Origin of the sequence: Neobacillus drentensis (assembly GCF_036965425.1) — a bacterium.
Taxonomy (GTDB): domain Bacteria; phylum Bacillota; class Bacilli; order Bacillales; family Cytobacillaceae; genus Neobacillus; species Neobacillus drentensis_F.
In genome coordinates, this window is sequence record NZ_JBALPP010000054.1 from 1 (window position 1) to 20,929 (window position 20,929).

Below are 20,929 nucleotides of genomic sequence, written 5' to 3' on the forward strand. Positions count from 1 at the left end.
TAGGACGTTGCCAGGCACAAGAACAGGACAATCCGCGAGGGTTGTCTTTTTCTATTGGGACCAAAGAATCCTGTTTGAAGAGCTCTATTGACTGTTCTATGGAACAAAACTTACCTCAAACAGCCGGAAATATCCCATATACTGTTTCTATAGGACAAGAATTCAGCTTAAACAACACGAAATGTCCCATAGACCCCCTCTATGGGACAAAAATCCAGCTCAAATCAACGGAAATATCCCATTGACCTCTTCTATGAGACAAAAAGCCAGCCCAAATCACACGAAATGTCCCATTGACCTCTTCTATGAGACAAAAAGCCAGCCCAAATCACACGAAATGTCCCATAGACCAAAACCCACTGACAAATCCGCAAGTTTTGTTAACTTCGTAATATCCTAACCCCAGCAACCTTTATCTCTTCCCAATAGCAATTCCCTCATATAAATCCAAAACCTCATCCCAATGCCACTTCTCGTAATACCAGGTTCCTAAAGTAATATCCTTAATCCATAAGTCCTCTCCCGCGTTCCGAGAAACAAATACATTAGCACTCTTTCTATCCGTCCTAACCCAAATATGAGAACGGTCCAAAAACTCCGGTGCAAAGTCGCCTTCCTTTTTAGAAGGAAAGGTCACTTGCATCTGTTTTTTAGAAACTTCAAATATACTCGGCAGTGGCCGTTCATTAACGTCCACTAACTCGCTTTCCATTGAACGTGAAGCATACAAAATATCATTATTCTTCCAAGCAAGGTCCCGATCAGCATATCCCTCTGGAGTATGAACTACCCTATGAAAATCTGGCACACTAACCGTCTTTAATTGCTTATTCTTCAATGCCTCTCTGCCTACGCCGCTTATATATCCAAGAGTATTTTTAGCAGGTCCCCATTGAAACCATTTCTCATAATTTAACATCTCATCAACTCTTTTAAAGACCTTTCCATCAGAGGATAAAATGCAAAGCATATTACCATCAGCAGATAAGGACGCTGTTGGCACCATTAAAAAACTAATCCACTTATGATCATAAGACCATTTAAACTGACTTGTACTAATATAGAGCTCACTTTCCCCAACAGGCACTGTATAAAAGTGCTTTGTCAACGGCTTAGGCCGTCCAATTAAAACCTTCGATAATATAATATCAGAATTAAGCTTTTCGCTTTCCTTTGAAGAGATAAGTAACCCCTTTCCATCCGGCAGCCAAGAAAAATTTTCAATATTCACAGCTACTTGATTACCCAGAAAAGCGGAACCCGTATTTAAAACAAATAAATCTTTCCCTTTAAGAAAACCAATTTTATTTTCCCGAGGAGACCATTGAAAGCCTCTGGTAGTATTCGATTCTACTTTAAAGTGTTTATTTATTTTAATATTGTAAAGCCACAGCTCGCCGTTAAAGGGAGAATCTCCGCCCTTTAAGTAAGCTACCCAGTGACCATCAAACGACCACTTTGGATACCTTACATAAGCTCCGGCAGTAATCCTCCGTTCTGTATCACCGACTTTAATCCAAAGGCTATCCCCACGTACGAAAGCTGCCTTTAAAGAGTTTTCAGCATATACAGGTGAATTGAATGAAATGATAGAAAAAACAAGAAGCAAAATTAGAAGAACTTTTTTAAGCATAAAACTTACCCCCCATTTTATTCATTTAGTATGCCCTCAATGGTAAAGACTAAAGATGAACGGAAGGGAAGAAGGTGACATGATGGACAGGCTCTATTTTCTGCATCAATATAAATTTACAAGTATTTTATTAGCGGTTGTTACTGCATGGCTAATTGTTTTTATCATAAATAAAGTGATTCATAATTTTTTTCAAAAAACGAATTTTCTTGAGGAACGGAAAGAGCAAACGATTGAAAGCATGATTCGTTCCTTAACCAAATACACGGCAACTCTAACGGTCATATTTTTTGCGATATCGTAGTATGTGAATAATTTTGGCAGAGTACTGGCTGGGGCCGGGATTGTCGGGGTTATCGTCGGGTTTGGGGCGCAAAGCCTGATAAAGGATATCTTGTCAGGAATTTTTTTAATTTATGAAAAGCAGCTTCACAAAGGTGATTTTATTACCGTTAATAATACCTTCAATGGGACAGTCGAAGAGATTGGCCTGCGCTTTTTAAAGGTAAGGGAATGGAGCGGCAAGCTGCTGACGATCAGCAACGGGGAAGTAAAGCAGATCCAAAACTATAATATTGACCAAATGCGTGTTATTGAAAGAGTAGTTGTGAGTTATCGGGAGGATCCATCCAAGGTATTAGAGATCTTGAAAATCGCTTGTGAAGAAATAAATGAAACAAACGGGCACTGTTTAAAAAAGGATTCCTCCGATTGTGTTGTCGAGCCGTTTCAAGTTTATGGGATGACGTCAATCAACGCTAACTTTAGAGGAATTGAATATACGATTACCGGTCTTGTGGACGATACTTTATATTGGGATGCTGCCAAAGAGGCTAGACGAATTATTGCTCAAACTCTATATGATAATAAGATCCAACTTGCAGAAGATACAATGGCAGTAAAATCCCTAGTTGATAGAGAATCTATACAAAAAGGGACTGACCGTTTATAAATTATGTGCTAAAGTATAGTGTGTAAAAAGCAAGGGGGGACATCTTATGTTGGAAAATAGTTTACTTATGGTTGCCATTATCCTCGTGATTAATATTGTTTATGTTTCTTTTTTTACAATAAGAATGATTCTGACCTTAAAGGGCCAGCGTTACTTAGCTGCGTTTCTAAGTATGATTGAGGTGGTTATATATGTACTGGGACTCGGCCTTGTTTTAAATAATCTGAATGAAATCCAAAACCTGATTGCCTATGCGGTTGGATATGGGATTGGTGTCATTGTTGGGATGAAAATTGAAGAGAAACTGGCATTGGGGTATATTACTGTTAATGTCATTACAAAGGAATATGATAAAGATTTGCCTAAAATTTTAAGAGAAAAAGGGTACGGTGTGACAAACTGGGAGGCAAATGGTCTTGAGGGCGATCGCATGGCCATGCAAATTCTCACCCCTAGAAAATTTGAATTAAAGCTATATGATACGATTAAAAGCTTGGATCCGAAAGCATTCATTATCTCGTATGAACCGAAAGCGATTCATGGCGGGTTCTGGGTGAAATCTGTGAAAAGAGGGAAATTGTTTTCATGAGTAAAAAGAAGATGCAATTTGAAGTGCAGGAAAATGAAAGTATTGAGGAATGCCTGAATAGAATAAAGCAGCAAGGATACTTTCCTGTCCGGAGAACAGAAAAACCCATTTTTCAAGAAGTAAAAAAAGGAAATGAGACGATTTATGAGCCAATAGGCCGTCAAATAGTCTTTGAAGCGAAAATAATAGAGTAAAACACGAACGTTATAGAGTGATTTAAAAATAACGTTCGATTTATTGGTTGACAGCCTGAAGGTTGCTTGGTAAGATAAAGGCAGATAATCTAACAAAACAACTTATCTTTACCCTCGTATATCCATGGGAATATGGCCCATAAGTTTCTACCCAATAACCGTAAATTATTGGACTATGAGGGAAAGTCAATATGTTCGGCAGACAAAATGGGGCGAGTAACTCCGTTTTGTTGACCTTAAATGCTCATGCCCGGACAAATGGCTTTCTCTTCTAGAGATGCCATTTGTGCCGGGTTTTTATTTTGAATCAATGGGGGAATCGGAATGGAAAAGCGCGTCGGTGTCATCATGGGAAGCAAGTCAGATTGGGAAACGATGAAGAACGCTTGTGAGATATTAGATCAATTAGAGATTCCGTATGAAAAAAAGGTTGTTTCAGCCCATCGAACACCTGATTTGATGTTTACATATGCCGAAAAGGCTAGAGAAAGAGGATTAAAGGTTATCATAGCCGGTGCGGGAGGGGCAGCTCATCTTCCTGGTATGGTGGCAGCAAAAACCACGCTGCCGGTTATCGGTGTGCCGGTTCAATCAAAAGCCTTAAATGGCTTAGATTCCTTGCTATCAATCGTGCAAATGCCGGGCGGTGTTCCGGTGGCAACCGTGGCCATTGGAAAAGCCGGTGCTGTAAATGCCGGGTTACTGGCTGCACAAATACTAGCAACAGAAGACATAGAACTCGCTAATAGATTAGAAGCTAGACGTGAAACTATGAAACTAGAAGCACTAGAAAGTAGTGATCAACTTGTCTAATAAAACCATTTTACCTGGAGCTACCATAGGAATTATCGGCGGAGGACAGCTTGGCAGAATGATGGCATTGTCCGCCAGAGCACAAGGCTTCCGGATTGCCGTTTTAGAGCCTGCCGAAGACTCTCCTTGCGGCCAAGTGGCGGATTTTGAAATCATCGGGGCTTACAATGACCGCGAGGCAATCAGCAGACTAGCCGAGGTCAGCGATGTGATTACTTACGAATTTGAAAATATTGATGCAGAAACATTAGAGTGGATTTGTGAGAAGGCTTATGTCCCGCAAGGTCCAAAGCTCTTAACGATAACGCAGGATCGAATTAAAGAAAAAGCAGCCATACGGGAGGCTGGAGTTGAGGTTGCCCCTTATGAGGCCATCTACAGCCTTGAAGATCTGTTTTCAAACATAAAACGAATGGGTTACCCAGCTGTATTGAAAACGGCACGAGGCGGCTATGACGGCAAGGGACAACTTGTTTTGAAAAGCGATAAGGATTTACAAAAAGCAGATGCACTTATTAATCATGGAGCGTGTGTACTAGAAAAATGGATTCCTTTTGAAAAAGAAATCTCCGTAATTGTGACGAGGAAACTAGATGGTGAAACGGCATTTTTTCCGGTAGCAGAAAACATTCATCATGAAAATATTTTGCATACAACGATTGCTCCGGCAAGGATATCAGGAAATTTACGAGGCCGTGCTATGGAAAAGGCTAAGCTCATCGCTGATTCGATCGGATTGGTCGGTACACTGGCCGTTGAGATGTTTGTGACGGATGAAGGAACGATTTACATTAATGAGCTGGCTCCAAGGCCGCATAATTCTGGACATTACACGATTGAAGCCTGTGAGACGTCACAGTTTGAACAGCATATACGTGCCATCTGTAATTGGCCGTTAGGCAGCACAGAGCTATTAAAACCGGCCGTTATGGTCAATCTATTAGGAGAGCATCTTGAAAATTTATATCAAGAGATTCCGGCAATGACAGACTGGAAGGTTCATTTGTACGGCAAAAAGGAACCAAAATTGAAAAGGAAAATGGGGCATGTTACCATTTTACGAGATGATGTTTCAGCGGCACTTTCAGAAATAAGCGAAAGCAGCATCTGGCTCACAACAAAAGAACTGATCGGAGGATAAAACATGATTGATCGTTATACTAGACCTGAAATGGGAGCTATCTGGACGGAGGAAAACCGCTTTAATGCCTGGCTGGAGGTTGAGATCCTCGCATGTGAAGCATGGTCCGAGCTTGGAGAAATACCAAAGGAAGATGTAAAGAAGTTACGCGAGAATGCTTCTTTCAATATTGACCGTATTAAAGAAATCGAAGAAGAAACAAGACATGATGTCGTGGCCTTTACTCGCGCCGTTTCCGAAACATTAGGCGAAGAGCGTAAGTGGGTGCATTACGGCTTAACTTCTACGGATGTAGTTGATACTGCATTATCATATGTCTTAAAGCAGGCAAATGCGATTTTACAAAAAGATCTTGAAAACTTTGTTGAGATTCTAAAAAACAAGGCACAGGAACATAAATACACGGTCATGATGGGGCGGACGCACGGCGTACATGCGGAACCAACGACGTTTGGCTTAAAGCTTGCACTTTGGTATGAAGAGATGAAGCGCAACTTAGAACGGTTTAAGCAGGCTGCACAAGGAATTGAGTTTGGCAAAATTTCCGGCGCTGTAGGTACGTATGCCAATATCGACCCGTTCGTGGAACAGTACGTGTGTGAAAAGTTAGGGCTGCAAAGAGCGCCAATCTCAACGCAAACCCTGCAGCGCGATCGTCATGCTCACTACATGTCAACCATCGCATTAATTGCAACATCCATTGAAAAATTTGCTGTTGAAGTTCGCGGATTGCAAAAGAGTGAAACGCGTGAGGTTGAAGAGTTTTTTGCAAAAGGACAAAAGGGCTCATCGGCCATGCCGCATAAACGAAATCCGATTGGTTCAGAAAATATGACAGGAATTGCCCGAGTGATTCGCGGCTACATGCTGACCGCATATGAAAATGTACCGCTTTGGCATGAACGTGATATTTCCCATTCATCAGCAGAAAGAATTATTTTGCCGGATGCCACTATCGGCTTGAATTACATGCTGAACCGTTTCGGAAATATTGTGAAAAACTTGACGGTCTATCCAGAAAATATGAAACGCAACATGGATCGTACGCTAGGGTTGATTTACTCACAGCGCGTGCTGCTGGCCTTGATTGATAAAGGATTATCCCGTGAGGAAGCATATGACACGGTGCAGCCAAAAGCGATGGAAGCATGGGAGAAGCAAGTTCCTTTCCGCGGCTTGATTGAAGCAGAAGACAAAATTACTTCCTTGCTTTCACCAGCCGAAATTGCGGATTGCTTTGATTACAACTACCATCTCCAACATGTTGATACGATTTTTGATCGATTAGGATTGAACTAAAAAAATAGAGGGGCATGGATCGTGCCTCTCTTTATAATGAAGTTTCCCAATATTGCGAACACAAGGAGTGATCCATAATGAGTGAACTACTATACGAGGGCAAAGCAAAACGAATTTACGCAACCAACGATGAACAAGTTGTTTTAGTCGAATACAAGGACTCCGCTACAGCTTTTAACGGACAGAAGAAGGCAGACATCAATGGCAAGGGTCGTTTAAATAACGAGATTACGAGCTTGCTATTTTTAAAGCTTAAAGAGCAGGGAATTGACTCCCACTTTATCAAAAAGACTTCTGAAACTGAACAGCTGGTGAAGAAAGTCGATATCATCCCACTGGAAGTTGTCGTTCGCAATGTGGCTGCAGGAAGCCTATCCAAAAGATTAGGAATCGAAGAAGGTCAACAGCTAAATGCACCACTTGTAGAGTTCTATCTCAAAAATGACGAGCTTGGCGATCCGCTCGTAACAGTTGATCACATTCTTGAGCTTAAGACAGCAACAACAGATGAACTCACAGTATTAAAAGAAAAAGCACTTCAAATTAATACAGTTTTATCAAGCTTTTTTAAAGAACTAGGGATTCGCCTTATTGATTTCAAACTAGAGTTTGGTAAAGACAGTGAGGGTCAAATCCTCCTAGCTGATGAAATTTCTCCTGACACCTGCAGATTATGGGATCAAGAGACAAATGAAAAGCTCGATAAGGATGTATTCCGCCGCGATTTAGGAAGTTTAACAGAAGCCTATGAAAATATCTTAACAAGACTTGGAGGACGTCAGCATGTATAAAGTAAAGGTGTTTGTCACATTAAGAGAAAGTGTCTTAGATCCGCAAGGGAAAGCAGTTACACATTCCTTAAATTCCTTAAACTATAACGAAGTAAAAGACGTCCGCATCGGAAAATATATGGAATTGACTTTAGAAAAATCAGAACGTGATATTCATGAGGTAATCAATGAAGTTTGCACAAGTTTACTAGCCAATCCGGTTATCGAAGATTACCGATATGAAGTAGAGGAGTGTGTCGCACAGTGAAGTTTGCGGTCATCGTCTTTCCGGGATCCAATTGTGATGTCGACATGTACCATGCCATCAAAGATGAGCTTGGTGAAGAGGTCGAATATGTGTGGCATGATACTGAGAGCTTAGAAGGATTTGACGGAATTCTTCTTCCTGGCGGCTTTTCCTATGGAGACTACCTCCGCACGGGCGCAATTGCCCGCTTCAGCAAGGTCATGAAGGAAGTCGTCAAAGCGGCTGAAGCAGGCAAGCCTGTTCTCGGCGTGTGTAATGGTTTTCAAATTCTTCTGGAAGCTGGCTTGCTTCCAGGGGCTATGCGCCGCAACGAAAGCCTTTCATTTATTTGTAAACCAGTGGAATTAAAGGTAGAAACCAATCAATCGATTTTTACTGCCGCATACGAAGAAGGGCAGACGATTACGATCCCTGTTGCCCATGGCGAAGGAAATTATTACTGTGATGAAGAAACGCTGGCAAACTTAAAGGCGAATAATCAAATCGTCTTTACCTATAAGCAAAATCCAAACGGTAGTTTAGAAGATATAGCGGGAATCACCAACGAAAAAGGAAACGTTCTTGGCATGATGCCGCACCCTGAAAGGGCTGTAGATGAACTTTTGGGCGGAGCAGACGGATTAAAGTTATTTCAATCAATTGTAAAGTCATGGAGGGAAGCAAATGTTGTTAAAGCTTGAGCCAAATCCAGAACAAGTAAAAGCAGAGAAATTATATCAGCAAATGGGTTTGTCCGATGAGGAATTTACAATGATTGAAAACATCCTTGGCCGGACGCCGAATTATACGGAAACAGGCTTGTTTTCGGTCATGTGGTCCGAGCACTGCAGCTACAAAAACTCCAAGCCGGTTCTTAGAAAGTTTCCGGTAACAGGGGAGAAAGTCCTTCAAGGCCCAGGAGAGGGTGCGGGAATTGTCGACATTGGCGACAGCCAGGCGGTCGTATTCAAAATTGAAAGCCACAACCATCCATCCGCTATTGAGCCGTATCAAGGCGCAGCTACTGGTGTTGGCGGCATCATCCGCGATGTATTTTCGATGGGTGCACGTCCGATCGCTCTATTAAACTCACTTCGTTTTGGTGAACTTGATACAGCACGGGTCCGCTACCTATTTAAAGAAGTTGTAGCAGGAATTGCCGGTTACGGAAACTGTATCGGAATTCCAACTGTTGGCGGCGAAATCCAATTTGAACCATGCTATGAAGGGAACCCGCTTGTCAATGCGATGTGTGTGGGTCTCATCGATCATAAGGATATTAAAAAAGGCCAGGCGCACGGTGAAGGTAATACGGTCATGTATGTTGGCGCCAAAACAGGCCGTGATGGTATTCACGGTGCAACCTTTGCTTCTGAAGAATTAACAGAAAACTCAAATGAAGATCGTCCGGCGGTTCAGGTCGGCGACCCGTTTATGGAAAAGCTGCTTTTAGAAGCCTGCCTTGAGTTAATTCACTTCGATGCCCTTGTCGGCATTCAGGATATGGGAGCAGCCGGTCTTACCAGCTCTTCAGCGGAAATGGCAAGCAAGGCCGGAATGGGTATCGAAATGAATCTTGACCTGGTCCCGCAGCGTGAAACGGGAATGACAGCCTATGAAATGATGCTTTCAGAATCACAGGAACGGATGCTGATTGTTGTTAAAAAAGGAAGAGAACAAGAGATCAAGGATCTTTTCGATAAATATGATTTAGAAGCAGTTGCCATCGGTAAGGTTACAGATGATAAAAAGCTGCGCTTAATCCATCAAGGTGAAATCGTTGCCGATGTACCGGTAGATGCCTTGGCGGAAGATGCTCCGGTTTATCAAAAGCCATCACAGGAGCCCGCTTATTTCCGAGAGTTCCAAGCAATGGAGAATGAAGTTCCGCCAGTTGCGGATTTGAAAGAAACTTTATTAAAGATCCTAAGCCAGCCTACCGTTGCCAGCAAAGAATGGGTATATGAGCAATATGACCACATGGTTCGTACCAATACAGTTGTAGCGCCAGGGTCAGATGCTTCTGTAGTCAGAATTCGCGGCACTCGCAAGGCCTTAGCGATGACAACCGATTGCAATTCCCGCTATGTGTATTTAGACCCGGAAACCGGCGGAAAAATTGCCGTAGCCGAAGCAGCAAGGAATATTGTCTGCTCTGGTGCAGAACCATTAGCGATTACTGACAACCTTAACTTTGGCAGTCCGGAAAAACCGGAAGTATTTTGGCAGATCGAAAAAGCAGCCGATGGAATCAGTGAAGCCTGCCGCATCCTTGAAACACCTGTCATTGGCGGTAACGTATCCCTCTATAATGAAACAAGCGGGACTGCGATTTACCCAACACCGGTAATTGGGATGGTAGGACTTGTGACGGATTTAGACCATATTACGACTCAACACTTTAAAAATACTGGCGACCTTATTTACCTTCTAGGGGAAACAAAAGAAGAGTTCGGTGGCAGCGAATTACAAAAGCTAGTTCACGGCAAAGTTTTTGGCAAAGCGCCAGCATTAAATACGACCTTAGAAAAAGATAGACAAAATCAAGTTCTGGCCGCGATTCGCGCTGGAGTGGTTCAGTCTGCCCATGACCTTTCAGAAGGCGGTCTAGCTGTAGCATTAGCAGAATCCTTATTTAACGGCAACGGACTTGGTGCGGAAGTGAAAATTGCCGGAAATTCAGTTTCTGCCCTTTTCAGTGAAACACAATCACGCTTTTTATTATCAGTGAAAAAAGAACATCAAGTGGAGTTTGAAAGTTTAGTTGAAGCTCAATTAATCGGCGAAGTAAATCTTTCAGGAACAGTCAAAGTCAATTCGGATAGCGAAACAGTACTTGAGAGTACAGTAGAAGAATTAAAAGCTGCCTGGAAAGGAGCGATCCCATGCTTGCTGAAATCAAGGGACTAAACGAAGAGTGCGGAGTATTTGGCGTTTGGGGTCATCCAGATGCTGCCCAACTTACTTATTACGGGCTTCACAGCCTTCAGCACCGCGGCCAGGAAGGGACGGGTATTGTTGTCTCTGATGGCAAAACCTTAAAAGGGGTTAAGGGCGAAGGGCTTGTAACGGAGATTTTTACAGCAGATGCGATGAAAGAATTAACTGGCTCAGCAGCCATTGGCCATGTTCGTTATGCGACAGCAGGAGGCGGCGGTTACGAAAACGTCCAGCCGCTCCTGTTCCATTCACAAAGCGGCAGTCTGGCGCTTGCACACAATGGCAACCTTGTTAATGCGAATTCCTTAAAACATCAGCTTGAGACTCAAGGAAGTATTTTTCAAACAAGCTCGGATACAGAAGTTTTGGCACATTTAATCAGAAGAAGCGGCTTTGCCCAAATGAATGACCGTGTAAAAAATGCCCTTTCAATGTTGAAAGGTGCGTATGCCTATTTAATTATGACGGAAACCGAGTTAATGGTGGCACTTGACCCTCATGGACTAAGGCCGCTTTCACTAGGGTGCCTCGGCGATGCTTATGTTGTTGCTTCAGAAACCTGTGCCTTCGATGTGGTCGGAGCTGAATACATCCGTGATATCATGCCTGGAGAGTTACTGATCATTAATGAGAAGGGGCTGACTTCCGAACGATTTGCAGTGAGCTCAACTAAAGCCATTTGCATGATGGAATATGTTTATTTTTCAAGACCGGATAGTAATATCCAGGGGATCAATGTCCATACGGCCCGTAAAAACATGGGGAAAAGACTGGCAGTAGAAGCGCCAATTGATGCTGACGTTGTTACAGGCGTTCCTGATTCCAGTATTTCAGCAGCCATTGGCTATGCCGAAGCAGCCGGGATTCCTTATGAAATGGGATTAATAAAAAATAAATATGTTGGCAGGACTTTTATCCAGCCTTCACAAGCCTTGCGTGAGCAGGGTGTTAAAATGAAGCTTTCCGCTGTCCGTGGTGTCGTGGAAGGAAAACGTGTTGTCATGGTGGATGACTCGATTGTACGCGGTACGACGAGCCGGAGAATTGTCACACTACTTAAAGAAGCAGGAGCGACTGAGGTACATGTGGTGATCAGCTCTCCTCCAATTAAAAACCCTTGTTTTTATGGAATAGATACGGCAACAAGGGAAGAATTAATTGCTTCTGATAAATCGGTTGAAGATATCAGGGAACTGATTGGGGCCGATTCATTAACCTTTTTAAGCTTAGATGGTATGGTAAAAGCGCTTGGGCAGGACGGTAACGGTGGTTTTTGTCTTGGCTGTTTTACTGGAAATTATCCGACAGAAATATATCCTGATACACTTCAGTACTATTATCAAAGGGGCTGACGACTTTTGGCAAATGCATATACACAAGCAGGAGTAAATATCGAAGCAGGCTATGAAGCTGTCGATCGGATGAAAAAGCATGTTCAAAGAACAGCAAGAAACGGTGTACTGGGCAGTCTCGGCGGTTTTGGCGGCATGTTTGATCTTTCTGCGTTAAATTTGAAAGAACCAGTACTGGTGTCAGGCACCGATGGAGTCGGCACGAAACTGAAGATTGCTTTTATGATGGATCGGCACGATACGATTGGTATCGATGCGGTGGCAATGTGTGTGAATGATATCGTCGTGCAAGGTGCAGAACCGTTATACTTCCTCGATTATATCGCTTGCGGGAAAGCTGTTCCTGAAAAAATCGAGGCCATTGTGAAGGGAATTGCGGACGGCTGTGAGCAGGCTGGCTGCGCTCTGATCGGCGGGGAAACGGCGGAAATGCCGGGACTTTATCGCGAGGATGAATATGACCTGGCTGGATTTACAGTCGGTGCATGTGAAAAGTCGAAGTTAATCAACGGCGAAGCGATCAAGCCTGGCGATGTGCTGATTGGGCTCGCTTCCAGTGGAATCCACAGTAATGGCTATTCACTTGTTAGAAAAGTGTTTAACAATTGGTCCTTAATTGAATTCGTTGACGAACTCGGGTGTACATTAGGGGAAGAATTATTAAAACCAACGAAAATTTATGTAAAGCCGATTTTGTCTGCGCTTGAAAAGTTTAACCTAAAAGGGATGGCCCATATTACGGGGGGCGGATTTATCGAGAACATTCCAAGGATGCTGCCTGCCGGCCTAGGTGCGGAGTTGGATGAAAAACGCTGGCAGATTCCGAATATCTTCAAATTGATTTCTGAGGTTGGACAAATCGATTATAAAGAGATGTATAATATTTTTAACATGGGAATAGGCATGGTCGTTGCGGTGGATCAAGACAATGCGGCGGAACTTGTGGAATATTTCCGTCAATGTGGTGAAACAGCTTATGAAATCGGCGTCGTGACCGATCAAGAAGGAATAAACATTAAAGGTTTAGGTGGTCGTCGATGAAGAAAATCGCCGTGTTTGCATCAGGAAGCGGAAGCAATTTTCAAACGATCGTTGAGGCTGTTCAATCCGGTGTGCTTGCAGCAAACCTGGCCCTCTTGATTTGTGATAAGCCAGGTGCTTACGTCATCGAAAGAGCAAAAGCATCCGGGATACCTTGTTTTGTTTTTAATCCTAAAGACTATCCTGGCAAGGCAGACTATGAAAAAGTCATATCTGTACTACTGAAGGAAAATAAAGTGGATTTGATTGTTCTTGCCGGGTATATGCGTCTGATTGGACCGACCTTATTAAAAGAGTATGAGGGGCGAATCGTGAACATTCACCCTTCCCTTCTGCCAGACTTTCCAGGTAAAGATGCGATAGGACAGGCGTTAGCAGCGAAAGCAAAATGGAGCGGCGTAACCATTCATTTTGTTGATGCTGGAATGGATACAGGCCCGATCATTGTCAGGGAACGAGTGCGAATTGAGGAAAACGAGACAAGAGAAAGTTTAACCACGAAGATTCAGGCGATTGAGCATAAGCTATATCCATCGATTCTACAAATGCTTATTACACAAGGAGAGGTTTTATATGCAGAAAAAGCGCGCGCTAATTAGTGTATCTGACAAAAGTGGAGTTAGCGAATTTGCTAGAGAATTAGATCGTTTAGGCTTTGAAATCATCTCAACTGGCGGGACAAAGAAAATGCTTCAGGAGCAGGGGATTCCAGTATTCGGTGTCAGTGATGTTACCGGGTTTCCAGAAATCTTAGAAGGCCGTGTTAAAACATTAAATCCGTATATTCATGGCGGTTTACTTGCAAAGCATGACGAGAAGGACCATCAAAAACAGCTTGATGAGCATGGCATTACGCCAATCCAGCTTGTTTGCGTGAATCTCTATCCATTCCAGCAAACGATTGAAAAGCCGGATGTAACGGTGGCGGATGCAATTGAGAATATTGATATCGGTGGACCGACGATGCTCCGCGCTTCTGCAAAAAATCATCAATATGTCACTGTAGTTGTAGATCCCGCTGATTATGAAAAGGTTCTGACTGAATTAAAAGCAGATGGTTCAACGAAGCTTGAAACCAGGAGAAAGCTTGCGGCGAAAGTATTCCGCCATACAGCTGCCTATGATGCTTTAATCGCAGAATATATGACCGATCTTGCTCAGGAAGAAACTCCTGAAAAATTGACGGTTACATATGAATTGAAGCAGACATTAAGGTACGGAGAAAATCCGCATCAACAAGCAGCTTTTTATAAAAAGCCATTAGGCTCCACGTTCTCGATTGCAAATGCCGAACAGCTTCATGGCAAAGAGCTTTCTTATAATAATATCAATGATGCCGATGCCGCCCTGCAAATTGTTAAAGAATTTTCAGAGCCTGCAGCTGTTGCAGTTAAGCACATGAATCCGTGCGGTGTTGGAACAGGAAAGACGGGTTTTGAGGCGTTTGAAAAAGCTTTCGCAGCGGACCCGGTATCGATTTTCGGAGGAATCATTGCATTTAATCGGGAAGTCGACGGACAAACGGCTGGGAAACTTCATGAGATTTTCTTAGAAATTATCATTGCTCCTTCTTTTACTAAAGAAGCCTTAGAAATTTTAACAGCGAAAAAGAATTTACGATTATTAACGATTCCGTTCGAGCAAGCACCCAAGGCAGAAATGAAGATGACAACGATTGAAGGCGGATTACTTGTCCAAGAGCAGGATCGCTTCACATTAGAGCATGCCGAAATTTCGATTCCAACTAAAAGACAGCCGACAGAGGCGGAATGGGCAGCAATGAAGCTTGGCTGGAAGGTAGTAAAACATGTGAAATCAAATGCCATCGTTGTTTCAAGTGAAGACATGACACTTGGAATTGGTGCCGGCCAAATGAACCGTGTCGGCTCAGCAGAGATTGCGCTGAAACAGGCAGGCACTAAAGCCGAAGGTGCTGCACTTGCCTCCGATGCGTTTTTTCCAATGGATGATACTGTGGAAGCAGCTGCGAAAGCAGGAATTACCGCAATTATTCAGCCTGGCGGATCCATTCGCGACGCCGATTCCATCAAAAAAGCAGACGAATACGGAATTGCAATGGTATTTACAGGAGTAAGACATTTTAAACATTAAGGGGGAGACATGGTGAAAGTTCTAATCATTGGCCGCGGCGGAAGAGAGCATGCCATTTGTCGTAAAGTAAGTGAAAGCCCGCTTGTAGAAAAAGTGTATGCAGCTCCTGGTAATGACGGCATGGTTGATGTGGCGGAGCTTGTTGCAATAGAAGAATCGAACTGCGAGCAGCTTCTTCAATTTGCGAAAAAAGAGGACGTGGGCCTAACGATTATCGGCCCAGAAGTACCGCTGTTGGAAGGTTTGGCTGATAAGTTTGAAGCAGCAGGTTTAAAAGTGTTTGGACCTCGCCAAGCTGCAGCCGAAATTGAAGGAAGCAAATCGTTTGCGAAGGAATTAATGAAGAAATACCAGATTCCTACAGCTGATTACGCAGTTTTTACCTCTATTGAGGATGCGCGTCAGTATGTCGAGGAAAAGGGAGCACCGATTGTCATAAAAGCAGACGGCTTAGCGGCCGGTAAAGGTGTAACGGTGGCAATGACCAAAGAGGAAGCCTTAGCAAGCTTGGAGGACATGCTGGTTGGGGCGAAATTTGGGGCCGCATCCTCACGAGTGGTAATTGAAGAGTTTTTAAGCGGAGAAGAGTTTTCGTTAATGGCCCTTGTGAATGGAGAAGTAGTCATTCCGCTTGAGATTGCCCAGGACCATAAGCGGGCCTTTGATGGCGACCAAGGGCCGAATACCGGCGGAATGGGTGCCTATTCCCCTGTTCCGCAGATTGATGCGGATATGGTTCAAACGGCTGTTAAAACCGTTCTTCGCCCTGCAGCCAAAGCGATGGTTAAGGAAGGCAGAAGCTTTTGCGGGATTTTGTATGCAGGATTAATCGCAACTGCTGAAGGCCCAAAGGTAATAGAATTTAACGCGCGCTTCGGTGATCCGGAGACACAGGTGATTTTACCGAGATTGTCGTCTGATTTAGTGGCTGTAATCCTAGAACTTCTAGATGGCGGTGTTCCGGTCCTTGAATGGGACTCCCAGTCGATGGTTGGTGTGGTGGTCGCTTCCAAGGGGTATCCTGAAGAATATCAAAAGGGTGCCGTGTTACATGGATTAGGTGAATTTGATAAAAATGTATTCACCTTCCATGCGGGAACGCGGAAAAACGATGCAGGGGACTTCACTACAGCCGGAGGCAGGGTTCTTTTAGTAGGAGCAAAGGCTGAAAATTTAGTTGAAGCGCAGAAAAAGGTTTATGCTGAACTCGAAAAATTAAATTGTGCCGGTGTATTTTATCGAAAAGATATCGGTTCAAAGGCAATTGAGCACGTTTTTTGAGTATCACTACAATTAAAGGCTGACCATTCGCGGTCAGCCCCTTTTCATTTCAGGTTGGATTATAAGGAACCTCTATACCTTCCATCCCGTCCATAGAATCCGTCGAACGATTGTGTTCCTCAATCATTCCCTGGCATTTCTCACATAGCGCTGTTATCGGACAATAACGGACAATTCCTTCAGCAACCTTCATCGCTCCGCATAATGCCACAAACAAATAGGAATCCCGCCATGGGTGCTTCACCAATTTAGAGGTACTCCAAGCAAGAATGGTTAGGCCCATCGTAATCCGGATTAATGCGTTTAATATGCCAATATTTGGTCTGATATTCATTTTGTTCACTCCTTCACAACATTTTTACAATATTTATCATTTCTTTACTGCTTTAAATTGTAAAGTATGATAGTATAGTATCTAAAGAAATTTTGTAAGGGCTTTCTTTGTTGATAAATCAAGATTTTATTATATAGATAGTTTTTTAAAAAGGGAGGGATTTTGTATGCTGGAACAACGCTACCGCTGGAAAAATAAACACTTACGCATGCATGTGTCCGTGTTGGATGGGAAAACGGCTCCCACCATATTATTAAAAAATGCTTTGTATTTAAATCAGACCTTTCGCAAATGGATGCGTGCTAATATTTGGATTTACGAAGATCGGATTGTATATGTTGGCGATAAAATGCCGGAAAATGTAAAGAGCTGTGAAATCATTGATTGTACGGACAAAATCCTTGTACCAGGATACATTGAACCACACGCTCATCCATTTAATTTATATAATCCCCATACATTTGCTGCCTATGCATCACAGTTTGGGACCACGACGTTAATTAGTGACAATATGGCCTTGATTTTAAATATGAAAAAAAGGGAAGCGTTCTCATTATTGAAGGACCTTCGTTCGATTCCAACAACGATGTTTTGGTGGTGTCGTTTTGATTCGCAAACCGAAGTTTTGCATGAAGAAGAAATTTTTTCGCACAGTAATATTAAATCCTGGCTTGAGCATGATGCTGTCCTTCAGGGCGGTGAGCTGACCGGCTGGCCGAAGCTGCTTGATGGCGATGATATGATGCTGCATTGGATTCAAGAAGCAAAACGAATGCGTAAGAAAATCGAAGGGCATTTTCCTGGTGCTTCTGAAAAAACTTTAGCAAAAATGATGCTTTTAGGCGCTGATTGTGACCATGAAGCGATGACAGGTGAGGAGGTTTACAACCGACTGATGCAGGGATATATGGTATCGCTCAGGTATTCCTCTCTTCGCCCAGATCTGCCGCAAATATTGGATGACATGAAACGGTTAGGCATCGAGGCGTATGATAGATTGATATTTAATACGGATGGTTCTTCATCGATTTTTTACGAACAAGGACTCAACGATCAAATGATTCGCATTGCGATTGAAAAGGGAGTTCCTGTAATTGATGCCTATAATATGGCAACTGTAAATATCGCCAGATACTATAATATTGACCATTTACATGGTAATATTGCTACTGGCCGTGTTGCCAATATTAACTTTTTATCAAGTATCGAAAATCCAACACCTGTTTCCGTTCTTGCTAAAGGGAAATGGGTGAAGCGAGATGGTGTGAAGGTAGAAGACGCTTATCCTTCCATCAATTGGGCTCCATATGGATTAAAGCCAATGGAACTGGATTGGGAATTAACGATGGATGATTTGCAATTCTCGATGCCTTTTGGAGTGAAAATGGAGAATTCCGTTATCACAAAACCTTATTCGATCGCGATTGATGTTTCCAGTGATGAACTGCCAACCAATCATGATGAATGTTTCTTTACATTAATTGACCGGCAAGGAAAATGGCGGATTAATACTATCTTAAAAGGCTTTGCAACCAAGCTTTCTGCTTTAGCAAGCTCGTTTTCGAATACAGGAGATATTATATTAATAGGAAAAAATAAACAAGATATGATTTATGCTTTTAATAGAATGAAAGAGCTGGGCGGCGGGATAGTAGTGATGGAGAACGCAGAGATTGTCTGCGAGCTGCCGCTGCAGTTAAGCGGAATTATGTCTGAAGCGCCGGTAGAAGAATTAATGATTCAGGAAAAAAGATTATTCAAAGAGCTGGCGGCCAGAGGTTATTCTTTTTCCGATCCGATGTACAGTTTATTGTTCTTTTCGTCTACTCATTTACCATACATTCGTGTTACACAGCAAGGAATGTATGATGTGATGAATAAAACAGTTCTATTTCCTTCGATAATGCGTTAAACTGTAATTAGGTAAAGGGTTAAAGCGTGAAAGTATCTAACATCAAGAATGGAATTCGGGGTGTTGCATAGATGAAAAAATGGGCTGTTGCCATGGCAGCTGTCCTTTTACTGTTCTCAGGCTGCAGTAACAAGGAAAAGGTTAAGGAGCCGGAAAAAAAGCACGAAGTAGTTGACAAAGTGGTGGAAAAAGAGGACCAGAAGCAAGAGGACCCTTATTTTTTCCCGCTGACTGGTATCAGGTCTAAAACCGCTGTCGATGGTCGAGCTGTAGCGGTAATGGTTAATAATCATCCAAAAGCAAGACCGCAGTCAGGGTTAAACAAAGCCGATGTGGTCTATGAAGTGCTGGCAGAGGGCGATATCACCCGCTTCCTGGCCGTTTTTCAAAGTGAAAAGCCGACGAATATCGGTCCTGTCCGAAGTGCAAGGGATTATTATATCGAACTGGCTAAAGGACTAAACGCACTCTATATTGCCCACGGCTGGAGTGAGGAAGCAAAGAAAATGCTTGAGGGAAATTATATCGATAATTTGAATGGAATGGTCTATGATGGGACCCTATTTAAACGATCAAGCACGCGGAAAGCACCTCATAACTCTTATATTACCTTTGACAATATTTTAAAGGGCGCCGAACAAAAACACTACTCTATGGAAAAAAGTCCACCTGCTTTTAAGTTCTATACAGAGGAAGAAAGCAAAAATATTACAGGAAATGATGCCAAGTCCGTAATGATCTCTTACTCCAAAAGTGCAATTTCTGATTCAACCTACGAGTATGACAGTACACTAGGCAAATATAAGCGTTTCTCAGGCGGAGAGCAAACCGTTGATTTAGACACGAAAGAACCAGTTCTGCTCGATAATATTTTCATCATTGAAGCCGTTCATCAAGTTATTGATTCGTATGGGCGCCGGGATATTGATCTGAAATCCGGCGGAAAAGGTTATTTGCTTCAAAAGGGGAAAGTAACTGAGGTAGAATGGAAGAATAAGAACGGCTTACTTGTTCCGATCAAGGATGGGGAAGAGATTCGTTTAGTACCGGGAAAAACGTGGGTCAATGTTGTGCCAACCAACCCTGGACTACAAAAAAGCGTTTCATTTAATGTAAATTAATTAAAAGGGGTAAAGTATATGCAAATAAATAAATTAAGGGGAAAAGAGCTCGATCAATTATTTAAAGCAGTGCTTTCATTAAAGGATTTAGAAGAATGCTACCGTTTCTTTGATGATTTGTGCACGATCAATGAAATTCAGTCTCTTGCCCAGCGGTTAGATGTTGCCAGAATGCTCCGTGAAGGAAATACGTACCACAAAATTGAAACCGAAACGGGCGCAAGTACCGCTACGATTTCACGGGTAAAACGCTGCTTGAATTTTGGCAATGATACGTATGAAATGGTTTTGGAACGGATTAAAGAAGAAAACAGCAAAACGGAAGAAGTATAAACAAACCGAAGGGACTCCTTCGGTTTTTCTTTTTGATTGGTTATCATTTCTAAAACTAGTTTCATTGTTTTATTTTTTTATCGAATGGGCTAATGCTATAATGGTGAAATGGACTTATGTAATGGAGGAATCCTTTAATGTATGATTTTCGCGAGTGGCGCCACGTGTTTAAACTCGATCCAAATAAAGAAATTTCAGATGACCAGTTAGAAAAAATATGTGAATCAGGCACCGATGCCGTGATGGTCGGCGGAACAGACGGAGTGACTCTTGAAAATGTCCTTGATTTGATGGCAAGAATCCGAAGGTATACCGTTCCATGCGTCTTGGAAGTTTCCAGCATTGAAACTGTAACACCGGGTTTTGATCTGTATTTTATCCCAACAATCTTAAATAGCAGCGATACGAAGTGGATTACAGGGCTTCATCATCAAGCTGTAAAGGAATTCGGCGAGATCATGGACTGGGATGAAATCGTCATGGAGGGCTATTGCATTTTGAATGAAGATTGCAAAGCGGCCCAACTAACCGCATCTAATTCCCGCGTAACAAACGAAGATGTAAAGGCCTATGCGATGATGGCAGAAAAAATGTTTCAGCTGCCGATTTTTTATCTTGAATACAGCGGCAAATATGGAAATGTGGATCTCGTAGCAGACGTGAAGAAGGTTCTTGAAAAAACAACTCTTTTTTATGGAGGCGGCATTTCAACAAAGGAGCAAGCGGCAGAAATGGCCAAGCATGCCGATGTGATTGTCGTTGGCAACGCTCTTTATGACAACTTTGAAAAAGCCTTAGAAACGGTTAAAAGTATTCGATAGAAATTTGCGCTTGAATGCAAGAAACGATAAAATAAAAATAAGAA

The 20,929-nt window shown here is 42.7% G+C and carries 20 protein-coding genes, 1 pseudogene and 1 riboswitch; of the genes and pseudogenes, 19 read left to right on the forward strand and 2 right to left on the reverse strand.

Translation table 11 applies throughout. The annotated features are described in order from the left end of the window. Positions 1-412: 412 nt before the first annotated feature. The gene (locus V7161_RS15420; protein WP_335713875.1) at positions 413-1,633 is read right to left on the reverse strand and encodes a translocation protein TolB; all 1,221 of its coding nucleotides are present in this window, start codon (positions 1,631-1,633) and stop codon (positions 413-415) included. A gap of 79 nt (positions 1,634-1,712) precedes the next feature. Between V7161_RS15420 and V7161_RS15425 the strand changes: the two are divergent. The 15 genes and pseudogenes from V7161_RS15425 to purD all read left to right on the forward strand — a co-directional run bounded on the left by V7161_RS15425 (position 1,713) and on the right by purD (position 16,364). Beyond that, positions 1,713-2,585: pseudogene (locus V7161_RS15425) on the forward strand (mechanosensitive ion channel family protein). A gap of 46 nt (positions 2,586-2,631) precedes the next feature. Then, entirely contained in the window at positions 2,632-3,174 is a 543-nt protein-coding gene (locus tag V7161_RS15430) for a DUF2179 domain-containing protein (RefSeq protein ID WP_223596038.1), read from the forward strand. Next, positions 3,171-3,368 (forward strand): NETI motif-containing protein, encoded by a 198-nt coding sequence (locus V7161_RS15435; protein ID WP_223596039.1) that lies wholly within the window; start codon positions 3,171-3,173, stop codon positions 3,366-3,368. The genes V7161_RS15430 and V7161_RS15435 overlap by 4 nt, the downstream gene beginning before the upstream one ends. Before the next feature lie 94 nt (positions 3,369-3,462). Next, positions 3,463-3,564: riboswitch (purine riboswitch) on the forward strand. 128 nt (positions 3,565-3,692) lie between these two features. Further along, positions 3,693-4,181 (forward strand): 5-(carboxyamino)imidazole ribonucleotide mutase, encoded by a 489-nt coding sequence (purE, locus tag V7161_RS15440; RefSeq protein WP_335713876.1) that lies wholly within the window; start codon positions 3,693-3,695, stop codon positions 4,179-4,181. Continuing rightward, positions 4,174-5,322 carry a 5-(carboxyamino)imidazole ribonucleotide synthase gene (purK, locus tag V7161_RS15445; RefSeq protein ID WP_335713877.1) on the forward strand — a complete coding sequence of 383 codons (1,149 nt, stop codon included), beginning with the start codon at positions 4,174-4,176 and terminating at the stop codon, positions 5,320-5,322. The genes purE and purK overlap by 8 nt, the downstream gene beginning before the upstream one ends. A gap of 3 nt (positions 5,323-5,325) precedes the next feature. After that, the gene (gene purB, locus V7161_RS15450; protein WP_335713878.1) at positions 5,326-6,621 is read left to right on the forward strand and encodes an adenylosuccinate lyase; all 1,296 of its coding nucleotides are present in this window, start codon (positions 5,326-5,328) and stop codon (positions 6,619-6,621) included. 77 nt (positions 6,622-6,698) lie between these two features. Further along, positions 6,699-7,412 carry a phosphoribosylaminoimidazolesuccinocarboxamide synthase gene (purC, locus tag V7161_RS15455; protein WP_335713879.1) on the forward strand — a complete coding sequence of 238 codons (714 nt, stop codon included), beginning with the start codon at positions 6,699-6,701 and terminating at the stop codon, positions 7,410-7,412. Further along, the gene (purS, locus tag V7161_RS15460) at positions 7,405-7,659 is read left to right on the forward strand and encodes a phosphoribosylformylglycinamidine synthase subunit PurS (protein ID WP_223596048.1); all 255 of its coding nucleotides are present in this window, start codon (positions 7,405-7,407) and stop codon (positions 7,657-7,659) included. Before purC ends, purS begins: the two co-directional genes overlap by 8 nt. Continuing rightward, positions 7,656-8,339 (forward strand): phosphoribosylformylglycinamidine synthase subunit PurQ, encoded by a 684-nt coding sequence (purQ, locus tag V7161_RS15465; protein ID WP_335713880.1) that lies wholly within the window; start codon positions 7,656-7,658, stop codon positions 8,337-8,339. Before purS ends, purQ begins: the two co-directional genes overlap by 4 nt. Continuing rightward, entirely contained in the window at positions 8,323-10,548 is a 2,226-nt protein-coding gene (gene purL / locus V7161_RS15470; RefSeq protein WP_335713881.1) for a phosphoribosylformylglycinamidine synthase subunit PurL, read from the forward strand. Before purQ ends, purL begins: the two co-directional genes overlap by 17 nt. Beyond that, entirely contained in the window at positions 10,524-11,930 is a 1,407-nt protein-coding gene (purF, locus tag V7161_RS15475) for an amidophosphoribosyltransferase (RefSeq protein ID WP_335713882.1), read from the forward strand. The genes purL and purF overlap by 25 nt, the downstream gene beginning before the upstream one ends. A 6-nt stretch (positions 11,931-11,936) precedes the next feature. Further along, the gene (gene purM / locus V7161_RS15480; protein ID WP_223596056.1) at positions 11,937-12,971 is read left to right on the forward strand and encodes a phosphoribosylformylglycinamidine cyclo-ligase; all 1,035 of its coding nucleotides are present in this window, start codon (positions 11,937-11,939) and stop codon (positions 12,969-12,971) included. After that, on the forward strand, positions 12,968-13,570 hold the full coding sequence (purN, locus tag V7161_RS15485) for a phosphoribosylglycinamide formyltransferase (RefSeq protein WP_223596058.1): 603 nt from the start codon (positions 12,968-12,970) through the stop codon (positions 13,568-13,570). Before purM ends, purN begins: the two co-directional genes overlap by 4 nt. After that, complete coding sequence (purH, locus tag V7161_RS15490; RefSeq protein ID WP_335713883.1) at positions 13,545-15,083, forward strand: bifunctional phosphoribosylaminoimidazolecarboxamide formyltransferase/IMP cyclohydrolase; 1,539 nt, start codon at positions 13,545-13,547, stop codon at positions 15,081-15,083. The genes purN and purH overlap by 26 nt, the downstream gene beginning before the upstream one ends. A 12-nt stretch (positions 15,084-15,095) precedes the next feature. Continuing rightward, positions 15,096-16,364, forward strand: coding sequence for a phosphoribosylamine--glycine ligase (gene purD / locus V7161_RS15495; RefSeq protein ID WP_335713884.1), 1,269 nt, complete (start codon positions 15,096-15,098; stop codon positions 16,362-16,364). A 49-nt stretch (positions 16,365-16,413) separates the two neighbouring features. On the opposite strand, the gene V7161_RS15500 is transcribed toward purD, so the two are convergent. Further along, a complete protein-coding gene (locus tag V7161_RS15500; protein WP_289986415.1) occupies positions 16,414-16,698 on the reverse strand; it encodes a YgaP family membrane protein in 285 nt (94 codons plus the stop codon). Positions 16,699-16,864: 166 nt separating this feature from the next. Between V7161_RS15500 and V7161_RS15505 the strand changes: the two genes are divergently transcribed. The 4 genes from V7161_RS15505 to V7161_RS15520 all read left to right on the forward strand — a co-directional run bounded on the left by V7161_RS15505 (position 16,865) and on the right by V7161_RS15520 (position 20,885). Further along, positions 16,865-18,610 carry an adenine deaminase C-terminal domain-containing protein gene (locus V7161_RS15505; protein WP_335713885.1) on the forward strand — a complete coding sequence of 582 codons (1,746 nt, stop codon included), beginning with the start codon at positions 16,865-16,867 and terminating at the stop codon, positions 18,608-18,610. A gap of 71 nt (positions 18,611-18,681) precedes the next feature. After that, positions 18,682-19,731 carry a DUF3048 domain-containing protein gene (locus V7161_RS15510; protein WP_335713886.1) on the forward strand — a complete coding sequence of 350 codons (1,050 nt, stop codon included), beginning with the start codon at positions 18,682-18,684 and terminating at the stop codon, positions 19,729-19,731. Positions 19,732-19,749: 18 nt separating this feature from the next. Continuing rightward, positions 19,750-20,064 carry a YerC/YecD family TrpR-related protein gene (locus tag V7161_RS15515; protein WP_223596068.1) on the forward strand — a complete coding sequence of 105 codons (315 nt, stop codon included), beginning with the start codon at positions 19,750-19,752 and terminating at the stop codon, positions 20,062-20,064. Between the two features lie 137 nt (positions 20,065-20,201). Beyond that, positions 20,202-20,885: a heptaprenylglyceryl phosphate synthase gene (locus tag V7161_RS15520; RefSeq protein ID WP_335713887.1), complete on the forward strand. Its 684-nt coding sequence runs from the start codon at positions 20,202-20,204 to the stop codon at positions 20,883-20,885. Positions 20,886-20,929 lie beyond the last annotated feature (44 nt).

Excerpts from the sequence above, each read along its gene's own strand:
- V7161_RS15420 (WP_335713875.1), bottom strand. The coding sequence starts at position 1,633 with ATGCTTAAAAAAGTTCTTCTAATTTTGCTTCTTGTTTTTTCTATCATT.
- V7161_RS15430 (WP_223596038.1), top strand. The coding sequence starts at position 2,632 with ATGTTGGAAAATAGTTTACTTATGGTTGCCATTATCCTCGTGATTAAT.
- V7161_RS15435 (WP_223596039.1), top strand. The coding sequence starts at position 3,171 with ATGAGTAAAAAGAAGATGCAATTTGAAGTGCAGGAAAATGAAAGTATT.
- purE (WP_335713876.1), top strand. The coding sequence starts at position 3,693 with ATGGAAAAGCGCGTCGGTGTCATCATGGGAAGCAAGTCAGATTGGGAA.
- purB (WP_335713878.1), top strand. The coding sequence starts at position 5,326 with ATGATTGATCGTTATACTAGACCTGAAATGGGAGCTATCTGGACGGAG.
- purC (WP_335713879.1), top strand. The coding sequence starts at position 6,699 with ATGAGTGAACTACTATACGAGGGCAAAGCAAAACGAATTTACGCAACC.
- purS (WP_223596048.1), top strand. The coding sequence starts at position 7,405 with ATGTATAAAGTAAAGGTGTTTGTCACATTAAGAGAAAGTGTCTTAGAT.
- purL (WP_335713881.1), top strand. The coding sequence starts at position 8,323 with ATGTTGTTAAAGCTTGAGCCAAATCCAGAACAAGTAAAAGCAGAGAAA.
- purF (WP_335713882.1), top strand. The coding sequence starts at position 10,524 with ATGCTTGCTGAAATCAAGGGACTAAACGAAGAGTGCGGAGTATTTGGC.
- purN (WP_223596058.1), top strand. The coding sequence starts at position 12,968 with ATGAAGAAAATCGCCGTGTTTGCATCAGGAAGCGGAAGCAATTTTCAA.
- purH (WP_335713883.1), top strand. The coding sequence starts at position 13,545 with ATGCAGAAAAAGCGCGCGCTAATTAGTGTATCTGACAAAAGTGGAGTT.
- V7161_RS15500 (WP_289986415.1), bottom strand. The coding sequence starts at position 16,698 with ATGAATATCAGACCAAATATTGGCATATTAAACGCATTAATCCGGATT.
- V7161_RS15505 (WP_335713885.1), top strand. The coding sequence starts at position 16,865 with ATGCTGGAACAACGCTACCGCTGGAAAAATAAACACTTACGCATGCAT.
- V7161_RS15510 (WP_335713886.1), top strand. The coding sequence starts at position 18,682 with ATGAAAAAATGGGCTGTTGCCATGGCAGCTGTCCTTTTACTGTTCTCA.
- V7161_RS15515 (WP_223596068.1), top strand. The coding sequence starts at position 19,750 with ATGCAAATAAATAAATTAAGGGGAAAAGAGCTCGATCAATTATTTAAA.
- V7161_RS15520 (WP_335713887.1), top strand. The coding sequence starts at position 20,202 with ATGTATGATTTTCGCGAGTGGCGCCACGTGTTTAAACTCGATCCAAAT.